The sequence below is a fragment of the Sulfurospirillum barnesii SES-3 genome, assembly GCF_000265295.1.
Lineage (GTDB): Bacteria > Campylobacterota > Campylobacteria > Campylobacterales > Sulfurospirillaceae > Sulfurospirillum > Sulfurospirillum barnesii.
The window spans coordinates 1,060,245-1,085,479 of sequence record NC_018002.1 but is presented as its reverse complement, the minus strand read 5'-3'; the positions used below and the strand labels follow the sequence as shown (position 1 = coordinate 1,085,479).

25 protein-coding genes are annotated in these 25,235 nt (G+C 40.2%); 15 read left to right on the top strand and 10 right to left on the bottom strand.

Going from position 1 to position 25,235, the window contains the following annotated elements; translation table 11 throughout:
• Positions 1-43: 43 nt before the first annotated feature.
• The 4 genes from SULBA_RS05540 to SULBA_RS05525 are packed head-to-tail and all read right to left on the bottom strand — an operon-like array spanning position 44 to position 2,378.
• Positions 44-340, bottom strand: coding sequence for a rod-binding protein (locus SULBA_RS05540; RefSeq protein WP_014769294.1), 297 nt, complete (start codon positions 338-340; stop codon positions 44-46).
• Positions 340-1,392, bottom strand: coding sequence for a flagellar basal body P-ring protein FlgI (locus tag SULBA_RS05535; protein ID WP_014769293.1), 1,053 nt, complete (start codon positions 1,390-1,392; stop codon positions 340-342). The genes SULBA_RS05540 and SULBA_RS05535 overlap by 1 nt, the downstream gene beginning before the upstream one ends.
• Before the next feature lie 58 nt (positions 1,393-1,450).
• Positions 1,451-2,026, bottom strand: a complete 576-nt coding sequence (gene rsmD / locus SULBA_RS05530; protein WP_014769292.1) for a 16S rRNA (guanine(966)-N(2))-methyltransferase RsmD — start codon at positions 2,024-2,026, stop codon at positions 1,451-1,453.
• Positions 2,016-2,378 (bottom strand): hypothetical protein, encoded by a 363-nt coding sequence (locus SULBA_RS05525; protein WP_014769291.1) that lies wholly within the window; start codon positions 2,376-2,378, stop codon positions 2,016-2,018. Before SULBA_RS05525 ends, rsmD begins: the two co-directional genes overlap by 11 nt.
• A 159-nt stretch (positions 2,379-2,537) precedes the next feature.
• Between SULBA_RS05525 and SULBA_RS05520 the strand changes: the two genes are divergently transcribed.
• The 8 genes from SULBA_RS05520 (at position 2,538) to SULBA_RS05485 (ending at position 9,512) form a co-directional block, all read left to right on the top strand.
• A complete protein-coding gene (locus SULBA_RS05520; RefSeq protein ID WP_014769290.1) occupies positions 2,538-2,894 on the top strand; it encodes a flagellar protein FlaG in 357 nt (118 codons plus the stop codon).
• A gap of 3 nt (positions 2,895-2,897) precedes the next feature.
• Positions 2,898-4,577, top strand: a complete 1,680-nt coding sequence (gene fliD, locus SULBA_RS05515) for a flagellar filament capping protein FliD (RefSeq protein ID WP_014769289.1) — start codon at positions 2,898-2,900, stop codon at positions 4,575-4,577.
• Positions 4,578-4,594: 17 nt separating this feature from the next.
• Positions 4,595-4,972 (top strand): flagellar export chaperone FliS, encoded by a 378-nt coding sequence (gene fliS / locus SULBA_RS05510; protein WP_014769288.1) that lies wholly within the window; start codon positions 4,595-4,597, stop codon positions 4,970-4,972.
• Positions 4,956-5,210 carry a hypothetical protein gene (locus tag SULBA_RS05505; RefSeq protein ID WP_014769287.1) on the top strand — a complete coding sequence of 85 codons (255 nt, stop codon included), beginning with the start codon at positions 4,956-4,958 and terminating at the stop codon, positions 5,208-5,210. The genes fliS and SULBA_RS05505 overlap by 17 nt, the downstream gene beginning before the upstream one ends.
• Before the next feature lie 132 nt (positions 5,211-5,342).
• The gene (locus tag SULBA_RS05500) at positions 5,343-6,290 is read left to right on the top strand and encodes a YbgA family protein (protein WP_014769286.1); all 948 of its coding nucleotides are present in this window, start codon (positions 5,343-5,345) and stop codon (positions 6,288-6,290) included.
• A 2-nt stretch (positions 6,291-6,292) separates the two neighbouring features.
• A complete protein-coding gene (locus SULBA_RS05495) occupies positions 6,293-7,651 on the top strand; it encodes a cryptochrome/photolyase family protein (protein ID WP_014769285.1) in 1,359 nt (452 codons plus the stop codon).
• 62 nt (positions 7,652-7,713) lie between these two features.
• A complete protein-coding gene (locus SULBA_RS05490; protein WP_014769284.1) occupies positions 7,714-7,977 on the top strand; it encodes a hypothetical protein in 264 nt (87 codons plus the stop codon).
• Complete coding sequence (locus SULBA_RS05485; protein WP_014769283.1) at positions 7,974-9,512, top strand: ABC1 kinase family protein; 1,539 nt, start codon at positions 7,974-7,976, stop codon at positions 9,510-9,512. Before SULBA_RS05490 ends, SULBA_RS05485 begins: the two co-directional genes overlap by 4 nt.
• Before the next feature lie 117 nt (positions 9,513-9,629).
• On the opposite strand, the gene SULBA_RS05480 is transcribed toward SULBA_RS05485, so the two are convergent.
• Positions 9,630-10,256 carry an NAD(P)H-dependent oxidoreductase gene (locus SULBA_RS05480; protein ID WP_014769282.1) on the bottom strand — a complete coding sequence of 209 codons (627 nt, stop codon included), beginning with the start codon at positions 10,254-10,256 and terminating at the stop codon, positions 9,630-9,632.
• Between the two features lie 128 nt (positions 10,257-10,384).
• On the opposite strand from SULBA_RS05480, the gene SULBA_RS05475 reads away from it, so the two are divergent.
• From SULBA_RS05475 to SULBA_RS05465, 3 genes are all read left to right on the top strand, one after another.
• Entirely contained in the window at positions 10,385-11,617 is a 1,233-nt protein-coding gene (locus SULBA_RS05475; RefSeq protein WP_014769281.1) for a putative DNA modification/repair radical SAM protein, read from the top strand.
• Complete coding sequence (locus SULBA_RS05470) at positions 11,617-12,348, top strand: TIGR03915 family putative DNA repair protein (RefSeq protein ID WP_014769280.1); 732 nt, start codon at positions 11,617-11,619, stop codon at positions 12,346-12,348. Before SULBA_RS05475 ends, SULBA_RS05470 begins: the two co-directional genes overlap by 1 nt.
• 113 nt (positions 12,349-12,461) lie before the next feature.
• On the top strand, positions 12,462-13,610 hold the full coding sequence (locus SULBA_RS05465; protein WP_014769279.1) for an iron-containing alcohol dehydrogenase: 1,149 nt from the start codon (positions 12,462-12,464) through the stop codon (positions 13,608-13,610).
• Positions 13,611-13,676: 66 nt separating this feature from the next.
• On the opposite strand, the gene SULBA_RS05460 is transcribed toward SULBA_RS05465, so the two are convergent.
• From SULBA_RS05460 to SULBA_RS05440, 5 genes are all read right to left on the bottom strand, one after another.
• A complete protein-coding gene (locus tag SULBA_RS05460) occupies positions 13,677-14,579 on the bottom strand; it encodes an AraC family transcriptional regulator (protein ID WP_014769278.1) in 903 nt (300 codons plus the stop codon).
• A gap of 161 nt (positions 14,580-14,740) precedes the next feature.
• Entirely contained in the window at positions 14,741-16,165 is a 1,425-nt protein-coding gene (locus SULBA_RS05455; RefSeq protein ID WP_014769277.1) for an efflux transporter outer membrane subunit, read from the bottom strand.
• Positions 16,155-19,283 (bottom strand): efflux RND transporter permease subunit, encoded by a 3,129-nt coding sequence (locus SULBA_RS05450; protein ID WP_014769276.1) that lies wholly within the window; start codon positions 19,281-19,283, stop codon positions 16,155-16,157. The genes SULBA_RS05455 and SULBA_RS05450 overlap by 11 nt, the downstream gene beginning before the upstream one ends.
• Before the next feature lie 3 nt (positions 19,284-19,286).
• On the bottom strand, positions 19,287-20,444 hold the full coding sequence (locus SULBA_RS05445; RefSeq protein ID WP_014769275.1) for an efflux RND transporter periplasmic adaptor subunit: 1,158 nt from the start codon (positions 20,442-20,444) through the stop codon (positions 19,287-19,289).
• Positions 20,445-20,549: 105 nt separating this feature from the next.
• Positions 20,550-21,206: a TetR/AcrR family transcriptional regulator gene (locus tag SULBA_RS05440; RefSeq protein WP_014769274.1), complete on the bottom strand. Its 657-nt coding sequence runs from the start codon at positions 21,204-21,206 to the stop codon at positions 20,550-20,552.
• Between the two features lie 176 nt (positions 21,207-21,382).
• On the opposite strand from SULBA_RS05440, the gene motA reads away from it, so the two are divergent.
• Genes motA through SULBA_RS05420 form a run of 4 tightly spaced genes read left to right on the top strand, consistent with a single transcriptional unit; the run spans position 21,383 to position 25,193 of the window.
• On the top strand, positions 21,383-22,159 hold the full coding sequence (gene motA, locus SULBA_RS05435; protein ID WP_014769273.1) for a flagellar motor stator protein MotA: 777 nt from the start codon (positions 21,383-21,385) through the stop codon (positions 22,157-22,159).
• Positions 22,160-22,168: 9 nt separating this feature from the next.
• A complete protein-coding gene (motB, locus tag SULBA_RS05430) occupies positions 22,169-22,969 on the top strand; it encodes a flagellar motor protein MotB (RefSeq protein ID WP_014769272.1) in 801 nt (266 codons plus the stop codon).
• A 57-nt stretch (positions 22,970-23,026) separates the two neighbouring features.
• Positions 23,027-24,853, top strand: a complete 1,827-nt coding sequence (locus SULBA_RS05425) for an ABC-F family ATP-binding cassette domain-containing protein (protein ID WP_014769271.1) — start codon at positions 23,027-23,029, stop codon at positions 24,851-24,853.
• 37 nt (positions 24,854-24,890) lie between these two features.
• Positions 24,891-25,193, top strand: a complete 303-nt coding sequence (locus SULBA_RS05420) for a hypothetical protein (protein ID WP_014769270.1) — start codon at positions 24,891-24,893, stop codon at positions 25,191-25,193.
• Positions 25,194-25,235: the final 42 nt, after the last annotated feature.

Below are 25,235 nucleotides of genomic sequence, written 5' to 3'. Positions count from 1 at the left end.
GGTTGTGAATCTTTACAACCATATCGTCCAAAATGATAAAACTTTAACGCCCCTCTTTTAAATAATTAAAGAGCATCTCACTTAAACCCAGACCACCACTTAATGCGCTACTCATCGTATCGTTATACATGGATTTATAAATTTTATCCCCTGCATCTTTTTCAAAAAGCCCATTCTCCTCTTCACTGTTCATGGCAATATCAAGTACTTGCTTAAGAAAAAAAGCTTCAAATTTATCGGTTTGCTCTTTGAGTAAGGTGTCACTGCTTTGTGAGTGTGCCCCTGCAAAAGGAGTTTGATAATTTGTATTTAGTAGCGCTATACTGTTATCAACCTGCATTAGATAACCTCCAACGGTGCGGTAATAGCGCCTGAGCGTTTAATGTTTTGCAAAATAGAGATAATATCTTTAGGACGTGCACCTAATTTACTCAAAGCTCGTGCAATATTTGCCACTGTCATGCTTTCTCTTTGCATTTTAATGCGGCTTTCACCCCCAACAATCTGAACATTATCGCCAATGTCCACACTTTTGTCATCTGCTATGATTTCGCTGGGCTCAATCTTAATCGTAATATCGCCGTGCGTAATCACTACAGGGGCTACTTTTATATTAATACCTGAGACAATGGTGCCTGTACGCTCATCAATGACAATTTTTTCTTCCCGCTCATAATCAACATTGATATCTAAAGTTTGTGCTAAAAATTCTACGGTAGAAAGATGAGAAGGTTTCATCATACGAATGGTGCGTGAATCTGTAGCAACTGCCACTTTTTTACCAAAGGCTTTGTTGAGCTCATTTTGAACCGAAACGGCCGTATTGAAATTGGCTTCTTTCAAAGAGAGATTCACAAACTCTTGCTCATGCAAATCGTATTCAAGTTCACGCTCAACCACTGCTCCACTAAAAATATTAGCCGCTGCTGGATGGTTCAGTTGTCCTTTTTCTTTACCATTCATGCCACCGATAGTTAGAGAGCCTTGTGCTAAAGAGTAAATTTTTCCATCAACACCTTTTAGGGGGGTAAGAAGCAATGTTCCACCTTGAAGCGACTTTGCATCGCCAATGGAAGAGACCGTAACATCAAGCTTATCACCTTGCCTTGCAAATGCGGGTAATTTTCCTGTGACCACAACGGCTGCAATGTTTTTTGATTTAATATCATCAGGATCAATTTTAACATTCACGGTTTGCAATAAATTTGAAAGTGAACGCAGGGTAAATTCAGACGAAGAGCCATCGCCCGTACCATTGAGTCCCACAACCAAACCATACCCAATGAGTTGATTGTCTCTGACGCCAATGACATTTGCAATATCACCTAAACGCTGTGCGTAAAGGCTTGTCATCGCAACAATGCAGATGAATAAACATTTCATCGGTTTCATTAAATCCCTTTATAGTTAGCGTTATTCCCAACATAAAAGCAATTAATGTTCCAATTTTTTACATGTAATACGAAAGTGAGCTTTTGCCAAATTTTTTTGTTTTTTGACGGGTAAAAAGACCTATATTTTGTGGTAATTCAAGCTCACTCATATGCTCAATCGCAATAAAATGGGCTTTTTCTTGAGGTATTGCGGCAATGAGTTTTAAGACATTCTCATAGACATTTTCCATACCATCACGAATGGAAAAAGGTGGATCAAAATAAAAATAGGCTTTACATGTAAAGGTTGAAATCAGTGAGGGAAATACAATAAAACTGTCGCCATGCAAAGCGGTAGTATGCATCGTGTCAATCGCTTCACAGTTACGTTTTAAAATACCAAAAGCAGCTTTGTCTTTTTCTATAAAATAGGCATGTTTGGCACCACGGCTTAACGCCTCTAGTCCCATCGAACCACTGCCACCAAAGACTTCAACAAAAACTTCATCGACAATGTCATACTGAAGCGTATCGAACAAGGAGCCTTTTAAAATCGCTTTGGTGCTGCGTGTACTTTCTAGCGAGGGAAGCATGAGTTTCTTACCCTTGTATTTTCCTGCGACAATGGTGCTAAAAAGCGGTTTAGTTTCCATAAAATCCCCGAATCGTTTGAATCAATTCGGCTCTAAACTTTTCCGTTAAAGCTGTAATTTTTTCTTCTAAAAGTTCCGTATTAGGAGAGAAAGAGACAAGACCATCCATACTGCTTTGGTGCATTAAAAGATCTTGAAAAAATTTATCAAGCGCAAGATAAAGTGTTGATTTTGAAAAAGGGATGAGTACATTTCCCTCATCATGCCCAATATAAAAAACAGGCTTATCCAGTTCAATTTTTTTGTCACTGATGACAAAGTCACACTGTTTATAAGGTACGACCATATCGCCTAAAAAGCTTTTGACGGCACGACTTAACAGCAAAGACTGACACACCAATGCCACTTTCATACTCACCCTTATGTTGTAATATAGAGTTGGAAATATAACACAGAGCGACTTAAATTATGAAGCATCCATGTAAGATACGGATTAGGTCTGTATTAAACAAAACAAAAGAAGTGCCGATGTAGTGCTTAGGAAATGACACAATCTCAATGGAGGTCAGTGATGGATGTTTTTAGTGCAACGAGCAAACAGGTTGGAACAACCGTTGCTCCAAAGGTTTCAGAAACAGCTTCAGTACGAGAAGTGGACAAAGTAGACGAGGTAAGTAAAACTGCTCCTGAAGAAGAAAAAGAGAGCAAAAATACTTTAACAAAAACCGTGAGTGATCTTAATCAACAAATGGATAGGCTGGAAACAAACATTGCGTTTGGCTTTAACGATGAACTTAGCATGTTGTATGTGAGTGTTATGGAAAAAAGTACAGGAAAAACCATTCGCAAAATTCCAACCGAAGAGGCAATGGCACTTTCGGCTAAAATGAAAGAAATCGTAGGCATTATTTTTGATAAAAAAGGATAGACCATGGCAACGACTGGTAGCTTAAGCTCATTAGGGCTTGGTAGTGATGGTGTACTTAATTATGATCTTATTGATAAATTAAGAGCTGTTGATGAGGCAGCACAACTTGACCCTATTGATACCAAATTAACCACTAATTCAACCAAACAAACAGACCTTTCAACCATTACAACACTTGCATCAACGCTTAAAGCATCTACCAGTGCCCTTGCGGATGAAACGTCGTATCTACAACGTACCACAACCGTTTCAAACGATGCCGTCAGTATTAGTGCAACAGGTGGAACAAATGTACAAGATTTTACGATTAGAGTGGAAGAACTTGCAAAGCAAGATGTTTACCAAAGCACTTCTTATTTATCTAAAACAAGTACTTTTGCTTCAGGAGAAGATACCATCACGCTTGAATTTGATGGTAAATCTTATGATTTTAGTGTCTCTTCTGCCACAACACTTTCTGATCTTGCTGATATGATTAATGATAAAATGGATGGTAAGGTAACGGCTTCCATTTTGAACACAGGTGGAACAAACCCTTATCGCCTTATCTTAAAATCAGACAACACAGGTGCAGAAAATGCCATTACTGTTCAATCAGGTACAGCAGCAGATGCCCTAGGCTTAACCAACAGCGACAACCATCTTCAAACAGCAAGTGATGCGACTTTTACCTTTAATGGTGTCAGCATAACCCGTTCATCCAATAGTATTGATGATTTAATTGTAGGTGTAACGATTACACTGAACAAAGAACAAGAAAGTACAGAATCGACTAAAGTTTCTATTACTCAAGATTGGAGTGATATTAAAGAGCAACTCAACAGTCTTGTCAGCTCTTACAACAACCTTATGTCTAACCTAAAAACGGCTACTTCTTATAACAGCGAAACAAAAACGGCAGGTGTCTTTCAAGGTGTTAGTGAACTAACTTCACTTAGCACCACACTGCGCAAACAACTCTTTAGTCTGGATCAACAAGGTCGCAGTTTAGAAGATTATGGCATATCGCTAAACTCTTCAGGGTTACTTGAATTTGATGAAACAAAATTCAATAAAAAAATAACAAGTGACCCAGAAGATATTAAAGAGTATTTCTCAGGCTCAACCACCTACGAAACCACTACGTTTACAGGAACCAGTGTCAGCAGTGGTGAACTCAATATCACGTATGGTGATTTAACCATTAACGATATAGGTGTTCGTTTTAGCACAACCGCTGGAGCAACCGCAGAAGAGAACGCTCTTGCCTTGCAAAAAGCTATTAATGCGGCGGGTATTTCAGGTGTTACAGCAACTGTTGGTGAAAATAATGCTGTTGTTTTGAAAAGTACTGTTGGAGAAGATATAGCAATTACAGGCAAAAGCGCTGCACTCTCTTCCTTAGGGCTTAAAGCAACAACGATATACGGTTCGAGTACAAGTACGGTCGGTGTGTTCTCTTCGGTCAATGAGACTTTGAAAAGCTATACCGATAGCAACAAAGGTGTTTTATCCATTTACTCTGAATCTTTAACAACAGAAAAGACATCGCTTACCAAACAAAGAGCAAAGCTAGTAGAAAGTCTTGATGCCAAATACGAAGCAATGGCTAAAAAATTTGCCTCATACGATACGCTCATTAGTAAGTTAACCAATTCATTTCAATCACTATCGTATCTTATTAACGCAGATAGCGACGATTAATCATAAAAGGAAAAACCATGTATACCAATTTAGCTTATTCAACGTACTCACAAAACAACATCTCAATTGAGTCTTCTGAGAAGCTCATTAAAATGCTTTATGAGGGTGTTTTGCGTTTTACCTCTCAAGCTAAAAAAGCCATAGAAGATGGCAACATTGAAAAAAGAACCTATTGGATTAATCGCACGTCTGCAATTTTTGCAGAATTGATTCACTCACTCAACTACGAAGGCGGTACTGTTGCGTACTACTTACGTGGTCTGTACACACAGCAACTCAGACTTCTCACAGAAGCCAATTTACACAACGATGCCGCACGACTCGATGAAGTACTCAATGTCGCTAAAGAGTTGCTACAAGCATGGAAAGAAGAGACCGATGAAGTCGTGGATTGATGCGTTTACCGTTGCAGTTGTAGAAGCCAATGCCTCTGCAATAGGAACACTTATCTCGACCATGCCTGAATTTGAAACCAAAGAAGAGAGAATTCACGCTCGTGCACTCATTGAAGAAGCGTTGCATTTAATGGAAAATGAAAAATCTAAAACATGGGAGACCATGCAAAAAATTAAACAAACCCGCACTTTTCTTACAGGCTCACTCAACCAAAACAACTGCGAATACAGAGGGTAAAGCCACCCTCTTCTTCATCTATTTTTAACTTTTTTATGTATTATCTTCACCGTTTTATTATCAGAATATTTCTACTAAATTTTTTCTCAAAAGAAGAGCTATAATAGTCATAGTTTTTTCAAAGGAGAAGTCATGCTCAAAGTCGCTATTTCCGCCTGTTTACTGGGTGAGCCGATTCGTTATGATAAGACGGGACAACGGGATAGATTTCTTACCAACAAGCTGGGTAAGTATGCTTCATTTATCCCCTTTTGTCCTGAACATTTAGCCTTTGGTACACCTCGTGAGACGATACGTATTGTGCTGGAAAATGAGCGCAAAAAGGTCATCACCGTTTTTTCAAAAGCCGATGTCACCGAAGCAATGCATGAGGCGATGGCACAGGAACTACGTAAGATTCAAAATGAACCCATTTGTGGCATCATCTTAAAGTCAAAGTCTCCTAGCTGTGGGCTTGGCAGTACGAAGTATTATACAGGTGCGATGAGTGAGGGCAAAAAAGATGGGCTGTTTGCGCTTACATGTAAAAAGGCTTTTGTAGGTTTTCCTATCGAGGAAGAAGCACGTCTCCTCGACCCGTGGCTTCGGGAAAACTTCATTATGCAACTCTTTGCCTACCACGATGCCATGCACTTAGAAAAACACGCACAAAACATGAATGAATTGGTTGCGTTTCATACAGCGTATAAGTTTTTACTGCAAAGCAAACACGAAGGGAACTACCGCCTTTTAGGCAAAATCGTTGCGAACCATGAGAAAAAAAGCTTAAACGAGGTTTTACAAGAGTACCTAAGCCTTTTTAAGAAAACCATTGCGCATAAAAGCACCATCGCTAAAACGGTTAATGTCCTTCAACACATGGTGGGCTTTTTCAAAAAAGAGCTTACAAGCGTTGAAAAACAAGCGCTTCATCTACAAATTGAAGAGTTTCGAGATGAGATAGTCCCACTGATAGCTGTGATGAGTACCATTGAATTTTTAGCCAAAAAGTATGATATTCATTACTTACTCAAGCAAAAATTTCTAAATCCCTATCCTAAAGATTTGGCACTGCGCTCCAGCATTCAAGAGGGAAAATAGGCATGAAAAAGATGCTCTGGTTTAGGCGAGATTTGAGAGTCGATGACTCCATGCTTTTAAGCGTTGAGGGTGAGGTTTTGCCCATTTTTATCTTCGATATAAACATTTTAAATGCGCTTGAAAAGAATGATAAAAGGGTCTCATTTATTTTCGAACAGGTTGTGCGTCTTAAAGCCAAACTGAGGGCTTTAGGGCTTGAGTTAGCGCTTTTTTATGGCACACCTTTGGAGGTATTTTCGTATCTAAAAAGCCTAGGATTTAGCGAGGTTTACGCCAGTGTGGATTACGATGCGTACGCTAAAGAGCGAGATGAAAAGGTAGGAGAATTCATGCACTTTCACGCACTGAATGACTGCTACCTTTTTGAACCCAATGAAGTGCTCAAAAAAGATGGCACGCCTTACCTTGTCTTTACCCCTTTTTACAAAGCGTGTCAGCAACTTTACACACAATTTCATGTATTAAATTACACAAAAGCAATACAAACGCTGTGTGCGTTTGATTTTACGGCTTTGTGGCACATTGAAAAAGGAAGCCAAAGAGCTTTACATGTAAAGATTGAAAGTATCGGATTTACCCCTTTACATGTAAAGATGAGCGAGCCTCAAAAAGCCCTAGAAATCTTTACATGTAAAGTCAATGCGTATGCTAACGATAGAGACTTTTTAGCGCTTGATGCCACCTCGCTCTTAAGTGTGCATCTGCGCTTTGGAACGATTGGCATTCGTGAAGTGGTGCGCTATTTGGTGGGTCTCAAAAATCAAGGACATAAGACAGAACCTTTTTTTAGACAGCTCATTTTTCGTGAGTTTTACGCCTATTTGCTCTACCATTTTCCCCAACTTGCCTGGAAAAATTACAAGTACAATCCGCCCTATGAAGAAAATCAAGAGAGTTATGAGCGCTTTATCACGGCGCAAACAGGCTATCCTTTGGTGGATGCAGCGGTCAATGAACTGCTTGAAACAGGGCTTATGCACAATCGTGCCCGTATGGTGGTTGGCTCATTCTTTACGAAACACTTACTGCTTCCATGGCAAAAAGGAGAAGCCTTTTTTGCACAGCACCTTTTGGACTATGACGCTTCAGCCAATGTGCTTTCATGGCAATGGTGCGCAGGTACGGGCATCGACCCACAGCCCTACTTTCGCATCTTTAACCCCTACGCCCAATCACTCAAATTTGACAAAGAAACCCTTTACATTAAACGCTTTTTGCCACAGCTCAGAGAGATTCCATCCGCCTTGCTTCACAAAGAGAGCTACCTTTTACGCCATACCATTCCCAACTATCCTAGACCTATTATCGAGCATGAAAGTGCTCGAAAACGCTTTTTAAGTACCTTTTCACACACACCCTAATTTCGTTTACTCCGTGTTGCTCAAATCGTGTTAAAATAGTGACAAAACAAAAGGAGCATCGTATGTTAAAAGAGTTTTTACATGTAGGCTTAGGCGGAATGGTTGTGCTCAAAGAAAAAATCGAAGAAGAGCTTAAAGTGCTTGAAGAAAAAGGCAAAATAAGCACCAGCGATGCAAAGAGTTTTATAGACTCTATCAGCCAAAGGGGCAAAGATGAAGATGAGCGTGTCAAAGCCAAAATCAAAGAGATGATCAAAGAGGTGGTAGGTGAATTAGGGCTTGCGACCAAAAGTGACATTGAGGAGCTTAAATCAAAACTTTCTTGATTTACTGGCATCTTTTCAACCCCAAAAGGGTTTATGACGTTTTCTCCTTTTTGCTCAGTGTCTATTTATTGCTGAAAAAAAAGGAGCGTCTTTTTTTTCTCAAACCCCTCTCCCCTCGTGCGTTTAACCATACGATTGTAAGCCTTGGGGCGAGTTTTATTAAACTAGCACAAGTGCTAGCCACTCGGGCGGATTTCTTTAGTGCTGAATATTTGGATGCGTTAAAATCCCTGCACGACCAACTACCTCCCATGTCAGCCTCTGAGCTAAAGAGCGTACTTTCTCGTGCTTTTCCTACCATGCCTTTTGAAGATTTTACGCTTGAACCCATTGCCTCAGCGTCCATTGGGCAAGTGCATGAAGCACGCTTAGGTGTGCAAAAAATAGCGATTAAACTCAGGCGTTTGGACATTGAAAAGCAAGTGCGTGCGGACATTGTGATTATCTCTTTTTTTAATGCCCTCTTTCGTCCACTCTTTTCACACTACACAAAAAATTCTATTGAAGCAGTCATTGTTGAGTTTTCAAAGATGATACTTCAAGAGGTCAACATGACCACAGAGCTTCACAACCTCCAAAAGTTCTCCTCTACCTACGCCCGTTCAGGCATTCGTTTTCCAACGCCTTTGGAGGCGTATTGCAGTGAAGATGCTTTGGTCATGAGTTTTGAGGAGGGGTTTCGTTTTGATGATAAAGAGCGATTGCAAAAAGAGAAAATTGATTTTAGAGTGATTATTGGCAAGCTTATCTCTTTTTACACCGAACAGATGCTTCTTCGTGGCTACTTTCACGCCGATCCTCATCCTGGAAATTTGCTTATTACTCCCAAAGGAGAGCTAATCCTGCTTGATTTTGGTATGGTAAAAACTATTCCCAACCAAACAAGAATTGCCATTATTGAACTCTTAAAAGCCGCCAATGAAAAAGATTATGAGCTTTACATTAGTGCGAGTAAGCGCCTTGGAACCATTGCGTATGAAGCGCCCGTGGGAGAGTTGGCCCTTTTAAGTGAGCGTATGTTTGACATCTTTGGCAATGAAAATTTAAGCTCAGAGAACATGCAAAAACTCGCCTTTGATGTTTTAAATTCTACCCGTGATTTACCCTTTAAACTCCCACAAGAAGCGATTTATATTTTGCGTGTGAGTGCGATTATTGAGGGCTTAGGCACAACGTATATTGAAAATTTTAATGGTATTAAAGATATTTTGCCCATTTTACAAGAGAATATTCCTAAAGCCTTAGGTGCAGATGAGGGTATTTTGGAGAGTTTAATCAAAGAGTTCAAATCACTTCCCTTAACCATTCACCACGTCAAATCTTCACTCCAACAAATCAGCGATGGCGAGCTTAAAGTCGAACTCTCACTCTCCCAACTAGAATGGCTCAAAAAAGAGTTAAAAAGCTATCTCAAACCTTTTATGTTTGGTATAGTACTCCTCTTAAGCGCGCTTTTTACACTCATGTACGACCCCTCACAAAAAGAGGTCGCATTGGTTTTATTTACGCTTGGGCTAGCACGTATTATTTTTTAAGCTTATGTTACGCAGTTAGCGTAACGGTATCTTAAGCAATGTGTAAAACCCATTGCTGAAGCTCAAGGATAAATCCCCGACACCCCCTAAAGCTTCATAAAACAGGTTTTATGAGAATTATTTTTTAAACGCTACGACTTCTTCAAAGCTTAAGCGGTGTTTACCCCTTTGTTCTCCTGCTCGATACCCAAAAGGAATCACTAACGCACTTTGATACACCGACGTATCAATCTCTAAAAGTGCATCAACTTTTTCAAACTCAAACCCCTCAATCGGACACGAATCAATCCCAATAAACGCCGCTGCACTCATCATGTTTCCAGCTGCAATATAACACTGTTTTTCACTCCACATCTCGATGGTATGGTCATCTCTGCCATCAACCCATCCTTGATAGACGCCCAAAAATCCCTGATACGCCTCAGGCGCTAAACCCCAACGGCTCAGTTGTTTTTGGGTATATGTATCGCTACTTCTAACATCTTTTCTGGCTAAAATAACCAGCAAATCACTGCATGTTGAAATCTGTTTTTGATTCCATGCAACCTTTTCAATCGCCTCTTTTAAGCCTTGATTTTGCACCACCACAAATTTCCATTGCTCAACGCCAAATGAACTAGGGCTTAGGCGACCTGCTTCTAAAATAAAGTTCAAATCATCTTCTGAAATCTTTTTTGTTGTATCAAATAATTTACACGCATGGCGATAATTCATCGCATCTAAAAATAATTTTTTCTTATCCATAATGGCTCCTTAAACTGTTTTCAAAATTATAACCCAATTTTTCTCCTATTTGGTTAAATTTTAAGATTAACACATTTCATTTTGAAATATTTTAGCCTTTACATGTAAAAACAAAGTATGCTTTTTGCATGAAAATGACCGTGACCGACAAACTCACCCTTTTAGCCGACAGCGCCAAATACGATGTCTCCTGCTCCTCAAGTGGCAGTGAGAACAACCATAAAACAGGTGAGTTAGGTTCAACCCATAACAGCGGGATTTGCCACAGTTTTACCAGCGATGGCAGGTGTATATCGCTCTTAAAAGTCTTACTCTCAAACATCTGCATTTACGACTGTGCCTACTGCATCAACCGTGTGAGCAACGACACACCTCGCACCGCTTTTAGTCCACGAGAATTGGCGGAACTTACCATCTCTTTTTACAAACGCAACTACATTGAGGGGCTTTTTTTAAGCTCTGGCATTATTAAAAACGAAGACCACACCATGAGTCTGCTGTTACAAACCTTGCGTATTTTGCGCCATGAGTACCGCTTTAACGGCTATATTCATGTCAAACTCATCCCTGGAAGCTCCAAAGAGCTGATTCACGAAGCTACTCTTTTAGCCAATCGTGTGAGCTCCAACATCGAACTTCCCAGTGCTAAAAGTCTCGCTCTTTTAGCCCCCGATAAAAGCAAAGAGAAGCTTCTCTCACCTCTCAAACATGCGCGTGACATCAGCCTAGAGCGTCATAATAAGCCTATTTCGATGAGCACACAGATGATTGTGGGAGCAAGCAGTGAGAGCGATTTTGACATCTTAAAACTCTCTTCCTCCTTGTACCAAAAAGCGCTGTTAAAGCGGGTCTATTACTCGGCGTACATTGCGGTCAATCACCATAAAAACCTTCCCGTTCCAGAGCTTACAAAACCGCCCCTGCTTCGAGAACACAGGCTCTATCAAGCCGATTGGTTACTTCGCTTTTATGGCTTTTCGTACGATGAAATTTTAAACGAAAATGAAAACTTAGACATGCAGTTTGACCCCAAAACCTTCTGGGCACTGCGCCATTTAGACTTTTTTCCCATCGACATCAACACCGCACCCAAAGAGGTGATGATTCGCATTCCAGGGCTTGGCATTCGAAGTATCCTAAAAATTTTACAAGCCAGACGGTTTAAAAAACTTAGCTTTGAAGACCTTACACAGCTTAAAATTTCGCTCAAAAAATCACGCTATTTCATCGTTGCAGGGAGTGATTATTACAGAGCTTCACACCTCTATGAAGAACGACTCAAACTTGCCCTTATTCATCAAGGAGGCGATATTATTCAACCCACATTGTTTGATACGTCTATTTACACGGGAGAGCTGTGATGGTAGTGTTCTACGATGGGAGTTTTGAGGGGTTTTTAACGCTGGTGTATGAAGTGTACTATGCAAAGTTACATGTAAGCGCTATTATCAAGAAAATGCCTGAGAGGTTGGTGTTTGAGAGCGTTCATGAAGTCTTTAGTGATGACGTAAAAGCTAGCAAAGTCTTAAATGCTCTAAAAAAGCACTTCAGTAAAGAAAACCAACGCACCATTTTTAACATCTTTTTATGCGACACTAAAGCACATGAACGTTCCCTTTTAGAGTACATTCGCACTGGATTTAAAAACACTAGACTTCTTGGAAATATCACCAATCCACATCTTTTTTACATTCAAAACCTAGAAAAAGAACTGCTCTCTTTGGTACATAAAATGTACGGCTTCACCCGTTTTGAAGAGCTAGAAGATGGCACACTCTACGCAAAAATCGAGACAAAATTTAACATTTTGCCTTTTTTAGGAGAGCATTTTTTCAAACGCTTAGGCAAAATTCCTTTTATTATTCACGATGTGAGACGCTCTTTGGCTTTGATGAAAGATGAAAGTTCTATGCAGATTCACTCCATTGCCTCTTTTGATGCACCTATCTACTCCCAAAACGAAGCCCATGTCAAAGAGCTGTGGAAACGCTTTTTTAAAGCCACGGCTATTCAAAGTAGACACAATCCCAAACTGCAAAAGAACTTAGTGCCTCTTTTGTACCGTACGTATATGAGTGAATTTCAAGCGTAAACTCTTTACATGTAACATCGTTTTGGAGAATTAGGCAAATTTTTCAGATAATTGGTCTAGGGGTTTATGCCCTTTTCATTCTATAATACCCCAAATACATTCAAGGAAAAAACATGGAAAATTTCACTTTTTGGAACCCAACACGCATTGAGTTTGGGATAGATAAAGAAAAAGAAATAGGCAAGCACTTAGAAGCAAATGGCATTAAAAAAGTGTTACTTGCCTATGGAAGTGAGCGTATTAAAAAAGATGGACTGTTTGACACGGTCGCAGCGAGTCTTAAGGCACACAACATTGCTTTTGTTGAATTAGGCGGTATCGTGAGCAATCCTCTGCTCTCTAAAGTCTATGAGGGTATCAGCGTTGCCAAAGCGCACAACGTCGATGCCATTTTGGCAGTTGGTGGTGGTTCGGTGTTGGATAGTTCCAAAGCCATTGCCGCAGGTGCGCTCACAGAGAATGATGTGTGGGATTTTTTCTTAGGCAAAGCAACGGTTGAAAAAGCATTGCCCATTTTTGATATTATCACGCTTGCCGCCACAGGCAGTGAGATGAACCATGGAGCGGTCATTACTAACGATGCAACGCATCAAAAGTATTTTATTCAAGCACCCGCACTCTTCCCAAAAGTCTCTATCATCAACCCTCAACTTCAAAGCAGTGTGAGCAAAGAGTATTTGGTCTATTCGGCTTCTGATGTGATTGCACACTGTATTGAGGGCTATTTTACGGCAACGACGCATCCTCTCTTTATCAGTAAGCAGATTGAAGTGATTATTACAACCGTGATGGAGACCACAGAGAAGCTTCTAGAAAATCCAAACGATGATGAGGCAAGGGGCGAATTTGCATGGGCGGCTACGTGTGCTTTAAACGGCTTAACGCATGTGGGTGTTGCGGGCATTGGTTTTCCAAATCACATGATAGAACATGCCATCTCCGCTATGTGCAATATTCCTCATGGTGCGGGGCTTTCGATTGTGATGCCTGCGTGGATGAAGTGGTATCGCCAATACAATGAAACGCAATTTACTCGTTTTGCCACAACCATTTTTGGACAAAAAAGTGCTGAAGAAGGCATAGAGGCGCTGGAGGCATGGTTTAGAAAAATTGGTACACCAACGAAATTTTCAGAGTATGGAATTGAAGAAAAATCACTTCCTGTAATTATCGAAAATGCTGTCGATAACGCCCACTATTTTGGAATGGAAAAAGTTTATACTAAAGAGGTCATTGCTGAAATTCTCAAAAATGCTTTATAATCTTTAAGACGATGGCATTTACAATGCCATCGTTATGCAGATGCCTATTCCTCCAAAAAATAGATTTTAGGCGTGTAACTGTTTGAGATGCTCTTTAGGAGGCATGCCAAACATACGAGCGTACTCTCTGCTAAATTGTGATGGACTCTCATAACCGACTAAAAATGCCACCTCAGAGATGTCAATTTTACGAACACTTAGCATCTTTTTGGCTTCTTCAAGGCGCAGTTTTTTTTGAAATTGCAGTGGAGAGAGGGAAGTGATGGTTTTAAAATTTTGATACAAATGCGACTCGCTCATATCGATATGCTTGGCAAGTTCTACCATGTTGAGCTTTTCATTAAAGTTGTTTTTGATTTCTGAAATGGCTTTGACGATTTTATTGGAAGTCGTACCCTCCATCGCAAATTTATTGAGAAAATAGCCACTTTTATCGTTGATGAGCGTAAACAAAATCTCTTTCATAATCAGTGGTGAGAGAAAATCAATCTCCTCTTGTGGGCGTTCTAAAAGCTTCACAAGCCTTGCAATGGGTTCATAAAGCTTTACATGTAAGGTATCAAAAAAGAGTCCTTTTTCGGATTTATGTTCACATTTTAGTTTAATAGGATGGACACGTTTAAGCACCTCATAAATCGCCTCTAAACTAAAGGTTAGTGTTAGCCCTCGATACGGCTTTTGTGTAGAGGCTTCAATAATCTTAACATCCGCTGGGATATGCGTTGAGGCTAAAAGATACTCGTTTTCTCGATAATGATACATCTCATGTCCAAACCCTACCGCTTTAGAGCCTTGTAAAATCAAACAAAGGGAAGGTTCATACACAATGCTTTTAAATTCACTCGGAGAGGATGCTAGATAAAAACTAAGAGGCGCTATCTTGCTTTGAACACTCTCATTGCAGTGAGGATAGAGCCTATCAATGACATCAATCACCTCTAAACGACACTTTTCAATCGCTTCATCCATCGTATTACTCCTTTTTACAAGTAAGCTTTTATTATAGAGATAAATGCGCATTAACGCTAGATATATTCTCCAAAATGGTTGCCTAATTCTACACTGTTATGATAAAACATGAGGGAGTAAAGCCTCTGACACCTTCGTGCAAGAAGCTTTACATGTAACGGTTAAAGAGCGGATGTTTCTTTGCTAAAACGCTCTGTATCAAAGCCACCACCGAGGGCTTTGTATAAAGAAACACTTGAGCTAAGCAGAGCTTGTTTCACTTGAATCAAGGCTAATTGAGCAGATAAATAGTTGCGTTTAGCATCTAAAAGCGCTAAATAATCCCCATACCCTGCCTCATACTGTCGTTTGGTAAGCACAAAGACTTGTGCCATGCTATCAAGGTAAGCTTTTTGGTGTTCAAGTTTAGTGCTTAAAATATGACGAGAATTGAGTGCATCATAACTCTCTTGAAACGCTTTTTGCACCGTTTGCGCATAGCTAATTTCTGCTAACTCTTTATTGGCTTTAGCACTCTCAACACTGGAGCTCGTTCTTCCCATGTTAAACAAAGGAGACGCCACGCTTCCACCAAAGTTATGCATGGCGGAACGAGAACTGACCAAATTAGAGAGTTGCGTGCTCTCATAGCCTAAAACACCTGAGAGACTAATACTTGGAAAATAAGCAGAACGTGCCACACCAATATTGGCATTAGCGGCTTTAAGATTTTCCTCAGCTTGTTTTATATCAGGACGATTTTGTAAAAGTTCTGAGGGTAAATTTGATGGCACAGTAATGTCATTTGGAAGCACTCTAGGCAGACTTGTTTTAGCAAACTCAGCAATCTCTTTAGGCGATTTACCCACGAGCACAGCTAGTGCGCTTTGTTGTGTCACAATGGACTGTTCTAGGCTATCTTTGCTAATTTGCGCACTTCTAAGCTCGGCTTCTTCTTGCAAAAGGGTCGCTTTAGTAATAGAGCCTGCTTGGTACTGAACAGCATAACGCTTTAAACCCTCTTCACGTGATTGAATGGTCTCTTTCACGCTGTCTAGCTGTTCATACAGACTAATGAGTGTAAAGTAACTCTCTGCCACACTGGCTGCTAGCGAGATTTTAACGGTCTCTTTGGCAGCATAACTTGCAATGAGTGAAGCTCTTGAAGAGGTTTCTGCTTCTTTGTATTTACCCCATAAGTCAAGCTCATAACTGAGCACCGCACTTATTCCAAAGCTGTTATACGTGTTATGCTCATTGGAACTAAAGGTATCCGCACTGCTTCGATACTTCCTGCCACTTCCCTCCACATCAAGGCTAGGATAGCGGTTGGAAGTACTGCTTGAAAGCGTTGCACGTGCTAGCGAGATATTGACCATGGCAGATTGGAGGTCATAGTTATTGGCAAATGCCTCTTGGATTAAACCATTGAGTTTCTCATCACCATAATGACTCCACCATGCCGTATTAAGCGCAGTGGTTTCACTTTTCATATCGGCACGATAGCTCTCAGGAAACGGTGTTGTAGGAAGGCTAAGCTCAGGAGAGAGTGAACATCCCCCAAACACTAAAACGGATAATGAGAGGGCATAAAAATTACGCATCATGAGGCTCTCCTTTTGTCGTAAATTTTGCATTGAGTTTGGCTAATAAATTGTAAAAAAGAGGAATAAAGAAAATCGCAATGGTCGTTGCGGCAATCATCCCTCCAATAACACCCGTACCAATCGCATGACGACTTCCAGCACCTGCACCTGAGCTAAGGGCGAGTGGTAAAACACCAATGGTAAATGCAAGCGATGTCATAACAATCGGGCGGAAGCGAAGGCGTGCTGCTTCAAGCGTTGCATCAAAAATAGACTTGCCTCTCTCTTGGGCTTGCATCGCAAACTCAACAATTAAAATGGCATTTTTAGCTGAGAGACCAATTAAGACCAACAGACCAATTTGGAAGTAGATATCATTGCTGAGTCCTCGTAAATACACCGCCATAATCGCACCAAAAACCGCAAAGGGTACAGATGTAACAACAGCAAGTGGCATCAACCATCTTTCATACTGTGCTGCGAGGATTAAGAAAATAAAGATAATACCAAAGATAAACGCTTGTGAACCACTGCCACTCATCTCTTTTTCTTGGAAAGATGTTCCTGCCCATGCAACACCATATCCCTCAGGTGCAACTTCTTTGACCACTTCTTCAATAGCTCTTAGTGCATCCCCAGAGCTATACCCTGGTTTTGGCTCCCCTTCAATTTTAGCAGCGGCAAAGACGTTAAAGCGTTCAATAAGATCCGCACCAACCGTGCGTTCATACTGTACTAAGGCACTAAGAGGTATGAGGCTGCCATTGGCTGATTTCACAAAAACATTTTTTAAATCTTCTGGTTTCTCCCTAAAATCAGCTTCAGATTGGACATTCACTTGATAGGTACGTCCAAAAAGGTTAAAGTCATTGACATAGTAAGCTCCAAAGGTTGCTTGCATGGTTTTAAACGCATCATTAATCGAAACACCTAGGGCTTTGGCTTTTTCTCTGTCCAAACTTACTTTGTACTGAGGAATTTTCATATTTAAAGAGTTTCTTACCATCATAAGCTCAGGTCGCTGATTGGCTTTGGCGACAATGGCATCGGCCAATTCACCGAGTACTTCCAGTGAACCTCCTGTTCTATCTTGTAAATACATCTCAAAACCACCTGAGATACTAAGACCCATAATAGGAGGAGGATTGAGTGCAAAAATCGTTGCGTCTGCCACACCAAAGAGTGCCCCATTTAAGGCTCCACTAATCGCTTGTGAATGCTGATTAGGCGCTTGTCGCTCACTCCAATCTTGTAGCGGTAAAAAGGTAGTAGCGGTATTGGTTTTTGCGGCACCACTTAAAAGATCAAACCCTGAAATAGCAAGGTTATACTCAATGTCTGGCATCTTTTTTGTAATTTCATTGACTTGCGCACTCACCCCTTGGGTACGGTACAAAGAGGCGGCAGGAGGCAGTGCTGTAATGGCAATTAAATACCCTTTATCTTCCATAGGAACAAGGCTTGAGGGTACTTTTTGGAAAAGACCATACGTCATTCCCATCAATGCAGCAAAGACAATAAGACTGATGATACTATGGCGTACCACTAAACTTACACCACTTGTGAACCAGTTGGTTGAAGCATCAAAAAATTCATTAAATTTTCGTACAAACCAAAAAGGTTTTAGCTCTTTTTTGGTTAAGAAAATAGCACACAATGCAGGTGTCAATGTCAATGCCACCATTCCTGAAATAATCACGGAAATAACAATCGTAATGGCAAATTGTTGGTACATTTGTCCCGTAAAACCACCCATAAACGAAACAGGAATAAACACGGCGCACAACACCAACACAATTGCAACCACAGGACCTGTCACTTCTTGCATCGCTTGGATGGTCGCATCTTTAACGGAAATATCTTTTTGAGAATGTAAAATACGCTCCACATTTTCAATAACAATAATCGCATCATCCACAACAATACCAATGGCAAGCACCAAACCAAAGAGGGTCAAAAGGTTAATGGAAAAGCCAAAAGCGTACATTCCTGCAAACGTACCAATAATAGAAACGGGAATGGCAAGAACAGGGATAATCGTTGCACGCATATTTTGCAAGAAAAGATACACAATAGCTATAACGAGCAACAGTGCTTCAATAAAGGTTTTAATAACCTCATGAACCGAAATTTGAATGAACTTTGTCGTATCGTACGGTATACGATACTCCATATTTTCAGGAAATGATTTAGAGAGTTTTTCCATAGCTTCATCGACTCTTTGAGCGGTATCAAGTGCGTTAGCACCAGATTGCAAATAGATACCAATAGGCACCATGGTTTGCCCATTAAGCGTAGAAGTAACATCGTATGATTCTGCGCCCAATTCGACCCTTGCAACATCTTTTAAACGAAGGGTTGAACCATCACTGTTGGATTTTAAAATAATATTTTCAAACTCTTCCACCTTATCAAACCGCCCTTGGGTGGTCACAGTAAAGGTGTAGGCTTGTGACGTTTTAGAGGGAGATTGATTGAAGCGTCCAGTGGCAAACTGTGCGTTTTGCTCAGAGATAGCATTAATCACATCTGTGGGTGTAAAACCGTATTTTGATAATTGATCAGGTTTCATCCACACACGCATAGAATAGTTTTTATTGCCAAAAAGACCTGCATCCCCCACACCTTGAATCCGTTTTAACTCATCAATAACATTAATCAAAGCATAGTTTGCCATGTAAATTTCATCGTAGCTGTTATTGGGCGAAATAATGGAAATTACTTTTAAGATGGTAGAAGACTGTTTAGTAACCGTTACCCCTTGTGCTTGTACCTCACTGGGTAATTTATTGAGTGCGGCTTGAACACGGTTGTTGACGTTAATCGTCGCTTGATCAGGATCGGTACCAATTTTAAAATAAATATTAATGGTTAAAGAACCTGTTGAAGAAGCCGTAGAAGACATATAAATCATATCTTCAACACCGTTAATTTGTTGCTCCAACGGCGCTGCTACAGTTTTTGAAATGGTCTCCGCACTCGCACCCACATAGCTTGCATCAACGCTGACTTGCGGTGGAGTCACTTCTGGATACTCTTCAATCGGAAGGGCATGAATACTCATCAGCCCCGCAATAATCACAACAATAGAGAGTACAGTTGCAAAAATGGGTCTGTTGATAAAGAATTTTGAAAACATCGTTTATTCCTTTGCTTCTGCAAGCGTAATGGCAGAGCCTGGACGAATTTTTGTAAGGTAATTGGTAATCACGACATCGTTTACATGTAAACCATCTTCAATAACATACCTCGCATTATGCACCGTTCCTATTTTAACAGGTACTTTATGCGCTTTACCCTCTTTGGCAAGATAGACGAATGAACCTGTGGCGTCTTGTAAAACCGCTTCTTGAGGCACACTAATGGCATCTTTATAGACCAATCCGCCCACATTAACACGCACAAAAAGACCAGGAATGAGCAGATGCTTTGGATTAGCAAACGTTGCTCTGGCTTTTATGGTGGAGGTTTGCTCATCCACACGGTTATCTAAAAAGTCTAACGTCCCTTGATGCTCATACGTTGAACCATCAGGTGTGCTAAGAGTCACAGGCAATTTTGCCTTTTCAATACTGTTCCAATTCGCCGTTGGTAACACATAGCGTTTTTTTAACATCTCAATATCAGAGAGTGAAAACTCAACATACATAGGGTCCATTTGCGTAATTGTCGTTAATGTCATCGTATCACTGCTAGAACCCACATAACTGCCAATGTCTTGAGTATTAAGGCTAGTAAGTCCTGAAATAGGTGCTTTTACCTTTGTATAATTAAAATCAATGGTCGCTTTTTTCAGGGTCGCTTGGGATGCTTTTAAGGAAGCACTAGCCGACTCAAACGCTGAGAGGGCATTATCACGCTCTTTTTGCGAAACAGCGTCTTGTTCAAATAACACTTTAACCCTCTCCCAATTACGGGTAGCTTCTTTTAAGGTCGCTTCTTTCACCCCCACATCAGCAGCGGCTTCTTGCATAAGGGCTTCATAGCGCTCAAAGTCGATTTGGTAGAGCATATCGCCTGCTTTAACAAAACTTCCTTCCATAAAATATTTCTGCTCTAAAATACCATTCACACGGGCAACCACATTGACATGCTGAATGCTTTTAACTTTCGCAGGGTACTCTAAAGCAACAGGAATATCCGAAGTAGCAACTTTATAGCTCATAACACTTAAGGGGGGCATTGCATGAGAAGCTTGGGCACTTTTTGACTCTTGTGTGCACCCACTAAAACTCAACGCACCTAAACTCATAACAACCATATAACTTATGTAACGTAAATACGTTTTTCTTTCTAGCATGTTAAACTCCATTTAATTGTGTAATACATATTACATTTCGGCGAAATTATAGTCACAAAATATTAACAAGTCAAGATTATATCTTTCATACTGCTATGATACGCTTCAATGTGCAGGTCTAAGACCCGAACAAAAAATCTTAACAATTTGATGAATTGCTTGCTTGCACCTCTGTTCTGAAATATCTGTTGAAACACCTAAAATGCGTGGAAACATAAATGGCTCTTCCAAAGAACTTAAAAATTGATGTGCGCACAACATGGTATCTTCAACCTCTACCCTTCCTCGCTCTTTTTCTTTTTCCAAGTACTCAGCTACCATATACACAGGACGCATCATAACCTCTAAAATAGTTTGATTGAGTGATTTTGTCTCTTCTAAATACCCTAAAGAGGCAACCAAACGATTAAATAAAATGGCATCTTCCTTGATTAACAAATCCAAATACGATGTAGCAATCATCTGTAAAAAAGCTTCTAAACGCCCCTCATAATGAGAGCTTTGACGACCCCACTCACCAAACAGCTCTTCTGATTTTTGTTCTAACACATAAATCAACAATTGCGATTTATTCCCAAAATGCTTATACAATGTCGCCAAAGAGCCACCTGAGACTTTTACAATATCTTGCATACTGACATTTTCATACCCTTTGTCTAAAAAAAGTCTGTGTGCAACATCCACAATTTTGGTACACCGTGATGCTGCCTTATCACTGCGTCGTTTGCACAAATGTGTCATGATGCAGGTCTGTTTTTCCATAAAGCAAGCCTCCTCATTTGATTTGTTGTCATTATACAACAATGTATTTTGATGCTTTTTTGAAAAAACTATTTTTACTAAGGAATTTTGTTATATGATTGCTTTACATGTAAAGTTTTTCGTGTATTAACCGATAATGCTTGAAATTGTTTAAATATTATTTTGGAGCTACCTTTATGGACTTAACTGTCATCTTAGGCATGGTCATCTCAATTACCTCCATTGCCATTGGCGATATTATGGAGGGAGGAAATCCCCTACACGTTCTACACATTACTTCCATTATTATTGTTGTACCTACCGCCATGGCTTCAGCGATGACAGGAACACACCCTGAGTATGTTCGAGCCGCCTTTAAAGAGTTTAAAATGATTTTCAAAAAATCACCTGTCAATATGCATGCACGGATCAAGCAGATTATTGATTTAGCGATTATTGCTCGTCGTGATGGCATTTTAGCCCTTGAATCACATGCCAATGCGATGGACGATGAGTTCTTTAAAAAAGGACTTAGTATGGCAGTGGATGGTACAGAAGCACATGAAATTGAAGAGACCTTAGAAATTCTCATTGAAGAGACAGAAGAGTATTATCATGGAGCGTCACACTACTGGCTACTTGCGGGTGAATCGTGCCCTGTTATTGGTTTGATTGGTGCCGTTTTAGGTCTGATTTTGGCCCTTCAGAAACTCGATAATCCAGCGGAGATGGCAGCAGGTATTGCGGGTGCATTTACCGCTACGGTTACAGGTATTGCGGGAGCGTATATTTTTATGGGACCGTGGGGAAATAAACTCAAAGCAAAGTCTCATGACTTAATTAAAGAGAAAAAAGTCATATTAGCAGGAATTTTAGGTATCTCTCACGGTGACAATCCACGTATGCTTGAGGGAAAGCTTCTAAACTACCTCTCTCCACTTGAAGATAAAAAAAGCCAATTTGATAAAGCATAAGGAAAACGTGTGGGTAAAAAAAAGTGTAAACCAACAGAATGCCCAGCAGGCGAGAAGTGGGCAGTACCTTATGCTGACTTTCTAAGCCTGCTGCTCGCACTTTTTATTGCGCTTTACGCACTTGCATCGGTCAATACAGAGAAAATGAAAGCCCTCAAAGAAGAGTTTGTCAAAATCTATGACTACAGTGCAAAACCTGAAGAAGCAACGCCTGTACTTAATCTCAATTCCCGCTCAGGTGATGCAGGTAAAGAAAAAGATAAAGACAAAGGCAATGTGGGTGGAATGACCGCTCAACTTGAAGAGATTGCCAGAATGGCACAAATGATAGAAAAGATGAATATGGGAGAGGGTTCACTTGATCAAAAAATTGACGGCTCTATCTTTAAACTCCCCACAAAAATGCTTTTTGCTGCAGGTTCTGCGGAGATTACCAACAGCGATTCTATGCTTTTTCTCAAACGTATCTCAGATATCATTACCATGCTACCTCCTAATGTGGATGTCATTGTCAAAGGCTTTACCGATAACACACCTCTCCCTCGTGGTTCAAAATATCAAGACAATTTAGAACTCTCAAGTGCCCGTGCAAATGCGGTGATTCGTGTCTTAATTCGCAATGGCATCGCCAAAGATCGTTTAAGTTCAGCAGGGTATGGTGAAACAAAAGCCATTGCCAGTAACGATAGCGATGAGGGACGTGAAAAAAACAGCCGTGTTGAATTTACTATGCGTATTTCAGGGCCTAGCGCCACTGCTAAAAAATCTATCTTAGATACACTCAACACCTTAAAAAAACAGGGTGAATGAGTCTATTTTAGGCTTCAAAGAAGCCTAAATCACTTTTACATGTAAAGAGCTTTTTCTATGATTCAAGTTACCAACCTCTCTAAACATTTTGGAGAACAAACCCTTTTTGAAAACATCAGTTTTACGCTTAATAGAGGCAATAAAATAGGCCTTGTTGGACGTAATGGTTCAGGGAAATCCACCCTGTTTAAAATTCTTTTAGGTGAAGAAGAAGCCGACAGTGGTGAAGTTTTTATTCCTAAAAACTATACCATTGGCACCCTACGTCAGCACCTTCATTTTACCCATAAAACCGTCCGTGAAGAGTGTGCTTCAGCCCTGCATGGTGATGAAGCATTTAATGTTTATATCATTGAAAAAATGCTTTTTGGACTGGGTTTTAGCCACGAAGATTTAGACAAAGATCCTCTGAGCTTTTCAGGTGGGTATCAAATCAGACTCAACCTTGTAAAACTCCTAGCAACAAACCCTTCGATGCTTCTTTTGGATGAGCCGACCAACTATTTGGACATTGTCTCCATGCGTTGGTTAAAACAGTTTCTTAAAGAGTTTAAGGGTGAGCTTATTCTTATCACCCACGATAGAGATTTTATGGATGCGGTCACGACGCACACGATGGGTCTTAGACGCAAAAGCCTACTCCTCATTGAGGGGAACAGTAGCAAGTACTACGCCAAACTTGAAGAAGACGATGAGCGCTATCTTAAAACCAAAGCCAATTTGGATAAAAAGCGTGCTGAGCTAGAAGATTTTATTACCCGTCAAAAAGCCAAAGCTTCCAAAGCGGTGATGGCACAAAGTAAAGCTAAACAGCTTGAAAAAATGGGCGAAATGGATGATTTGGAGGAAGAAAGTAGCCTCTCTTTTGCCTTTAACTACAAAAAAACACCTGCTAAAATTATTTTAGATGCGCAAAACATTGGCTTTGGATACGATGCAAAAAAGCCGCTCTTTCAAAATCTCTCATTCAAGCTTGAAAAAGGTAAATGCCTTGCGATTATTGGAAAAAATGGTAAGGGAAAGTCAACCCTGTTAAATGTTTTAGCAGGCGAATTGCCTCTACAACAAGGCAATATTGCCTTTCATCCTGAAACAGCTATTGCTCATTTTGGACAAACCAACATTCAAAGACTCAACCTGAAACATACCATCATTGATGAAATTTATGAGGTTGATCCACTCTTAGGCATTACCAAAGTGCGCTCCATTTGTGGAGGAATGATGTTTTCAGGCAAAAGTGCGGAAAAAGAGATTTCTGTTCTCTCAGGAGGTGAGAGAAGCCGTGTCATGCTTGGTAAAATCATTGCCACACCTGCCAATCTTCTCTTTTTGGATGAACCAACCAACCACCTTGATATGTACTCCATTGATGCGCTTACACAGGCGATTCAAAGTTTTGAGGGCTCTACCATTTTAGTGACGCACTCAGAGATGATGCTTAAAAACTTAGCCGATGCGCTTATTATTTTTCACCACGATAAAGCAGAATTCTTTGATGGAGGCTACGAAGCATTTTTAGAAAAAATTGGCTGGGAGGAAGAGAGTGATGCCCCGTCTAAAAAAGTGGCACAAAGTGACTACAACGAAAGTAAAAAACTACGCACGAAACTGATTCAAGAACGCAGTGCCAAACTCTCTCCACTTAAAAAAGAGATAGAAAAATGTGAAGCAAAGATTATGCAGCTTGAAGAGACAATCAAAACCAAAAATGAAACCCTAATACAGATTGCTTCGGGCAATGATCTTGGAGAATTGCAAAGACTCTCTAAAGAACTAAAAAGCGATGAAGAGACTTTAAATGGGCTTTATGAACAATTTGAATCTTTACATGTAAAGCACGATGAGCTTTTTGAAAGCTATGAAATGCAATTGAAAAACATCTAAAATTAGTGTAAAATTCGAAAAAAAACAAAGGTAGGTTATGGCTGATTTAAAAGAACTTCTTTTAGAAAGCGGGTGTTCAAGTGAATTTATTTTGGATGCAATGCGCTATGAAAAACTCTTTAACGGCGATATTGATGCGTTTATGGACAAAGTTGAAGAGATTTTAATGAATGAAGATGATTACGAAGAAGAACTCGATGATGAGGATGAATTTGATGATGACGAGGAAGATGATCCGATTTATCAAAGTGATTATAACTACGATGGAAACGAAGAGCACATCTATTTTGAAGATGAAGATGGTGAAGAAGCGTACGAAGAAGATGAGGATGAAGAATAACTTCACCCCTCACCTCTTCTTCTCTCATACATGGCACGTTCT

What these genes read in the sequence shown, in the direction of transcription:
- SULBA_RS05450 (WP_014769276.1), bottom strand. Translation starts at nt 19,283, where the DNA reads ATGTTTTCAAAATTCTTTATCAACAGACCCATTTTTGCAACTGTACTC.
- SULBA_RS05465 (WP_014769279.1), top strand. Translation starts at nt 12,462, where the DNA reads ATGGAAAATTTCACTTTTTGGAACCCAACACGCATTGAGTTTGGGATA.
- SULBA_RS05480 (WP_014769282.1), bottom strand. Translation starts at nt 10,256, where the DNA reads ATGGATAAGAAAAAATTATTTTTAGATGCGATGAATTATCGCCATGCG.
- SULBA_RS05440 (WP_014769274.1), bottom strand. Translation starts at nt 21,206, where the DNA reads ATGGAAAAACAGACCTGCATCATGACACATTTGTGCAAACGACGCAGT.
- SULBA_RS05535 (WP_014769293.1), bottom strand. Translation starts at nt 1,392, where the DNA reads ATGAAACCGATGAAATGTTTATTCATCTGCATTGTTGCGATGACAAGC.
- fliS (WP_014769288.1), top strand. Translation starts at nt 4,595, where the DNA reads ATGTATACCAATTTAGCTTATTCAACGTACTCACAAAACAACATCTCA.
- rsmD (WP_014769292.1), bottom strand. Translation starts at nt 2,026, where the DNA reads ATGGAAACTAAACCGCTTTTTAGCACCATTGTCGCAGGAAAATACAAG.
- SULBA_RS05460 (WP_014769278.1), bottom strand. Translation starts at nt 14,579, where the DNA reads ATGGATGAAGCGATTGAAAAGTGTCGTTTAGAGGTGATTGATGTCATT.
- SULBA_RS05445 (WP_014769275.1), bottom strand. Translation starts at nt 20,444, where the DNA reads ATGCTAGAAAGAAAAACGTATTTACGTTACATAAGTTATATGGTTGTT.
- SULBA_RS05420 (WP_014769270.1), top strand. Translation starts at nt 24,891, where the DNA reads ATGGCTGATTTAAAAGAACTTCTTTTAGAAAGCGGGTGTTCAAGTGAA.
- SULBA_RS05455 (WP_014769277.1), bottom strand. Translation starts at nt 16,165, where the DNA reads ATGATGCGTAATTTTTATGCCCTCTCATTATCCGTTTTAGTGTTTGGG.
- SULBA_RS05425 (WP_014769271.1), top strand. Translation starts at nt 23,027, where the DNA reads ATGATTCAAGTTACCAACCTCTCTAAACATTTTGGAGAACAAACCCTT.
- SULBA_RS05520 (WP_014769290.1), top strand. Translation starts at nt 2,538, where the DNA reads ATGGATGTTTTTAGTGCAACGAGCAAACAGGTTGGAACAACCGTTGCT.
- SULBA_RS05495 (WP_014769285.1), top strand. Translation starts at nt 6,293, where the DNA reads ATGAAAAAGATGCTCTGGTTTAGGCGAGATTTGAGAGTCGATGACTCC.
- SULBA_RS05500 (WP_014769286.1), top strand. Translation starts at nt 5,343, where the DNA reads ATGCTCAAAGTCGCTATTTCCGCCTGTTTACTGGGTGAGCCGATTCGT.
- fliD (WP_014769289.1), top strand. Translation starts at nt 2,898, where the DNA reads ATGGCAACGACTGGTAGCTTAAGCTCATTAGGGCTTGGTAGTGATGGT.
- motA (WP_014769273.1), top strand. Translation starts at nt 21,383, where the DNA reads ATGGACTTAACTGTCATCTTAGGCATGGTCATCTCAATTACCTCCATT.
- SULBA_RS05525 (WP_014769291.1), bottom strand. Translation starts at nt 2,378, where the DNA reads ATGAAAGTGGCATTGGTGTGTCAGTCTTTGCTGTTAAGTCGTGCCGTC.
- SULBA_RS05540 (WP_014769294.1), bottom strand. Translation starts at nt 340, where the DNA reads ATGCAGGTTGATAACAGTATAGCGCTACTAAATACAAATTATCAAACT.
- SULBA_RS05490 (WP_014769284.1), top strand. Translation starts at nt 7,714, where the DNA reads ATGTTAAAAGAGTTTTTACATGTAGGCTTAGGCGGAATGGTTGTGCTC.
- SULBA_RS05475 (WP_014769281.1), top strand. Translation starts at nt 10,385, where the DNA reads ATGAAAATGACCGTGACCGACAAACTCACCCTTTTAGCCGACAGCGCC.
- SULBA_RS05470 (WP_014769280.1), top strand. Translation starts at nt 11,617, where the DNA reads ATGGTAGTGTTCTACGATGGGAGTTTTGAGGGGTTTTTAACGCTGGTG.
- SULBA_RS05505 (WP_014769287.1), top strand. Translation starts at nt 4,956, where the DNA reads ATGAAGTCGTGGATTGATGCGTTTACCGTTGCAGTTGTAGAAGCCAAT.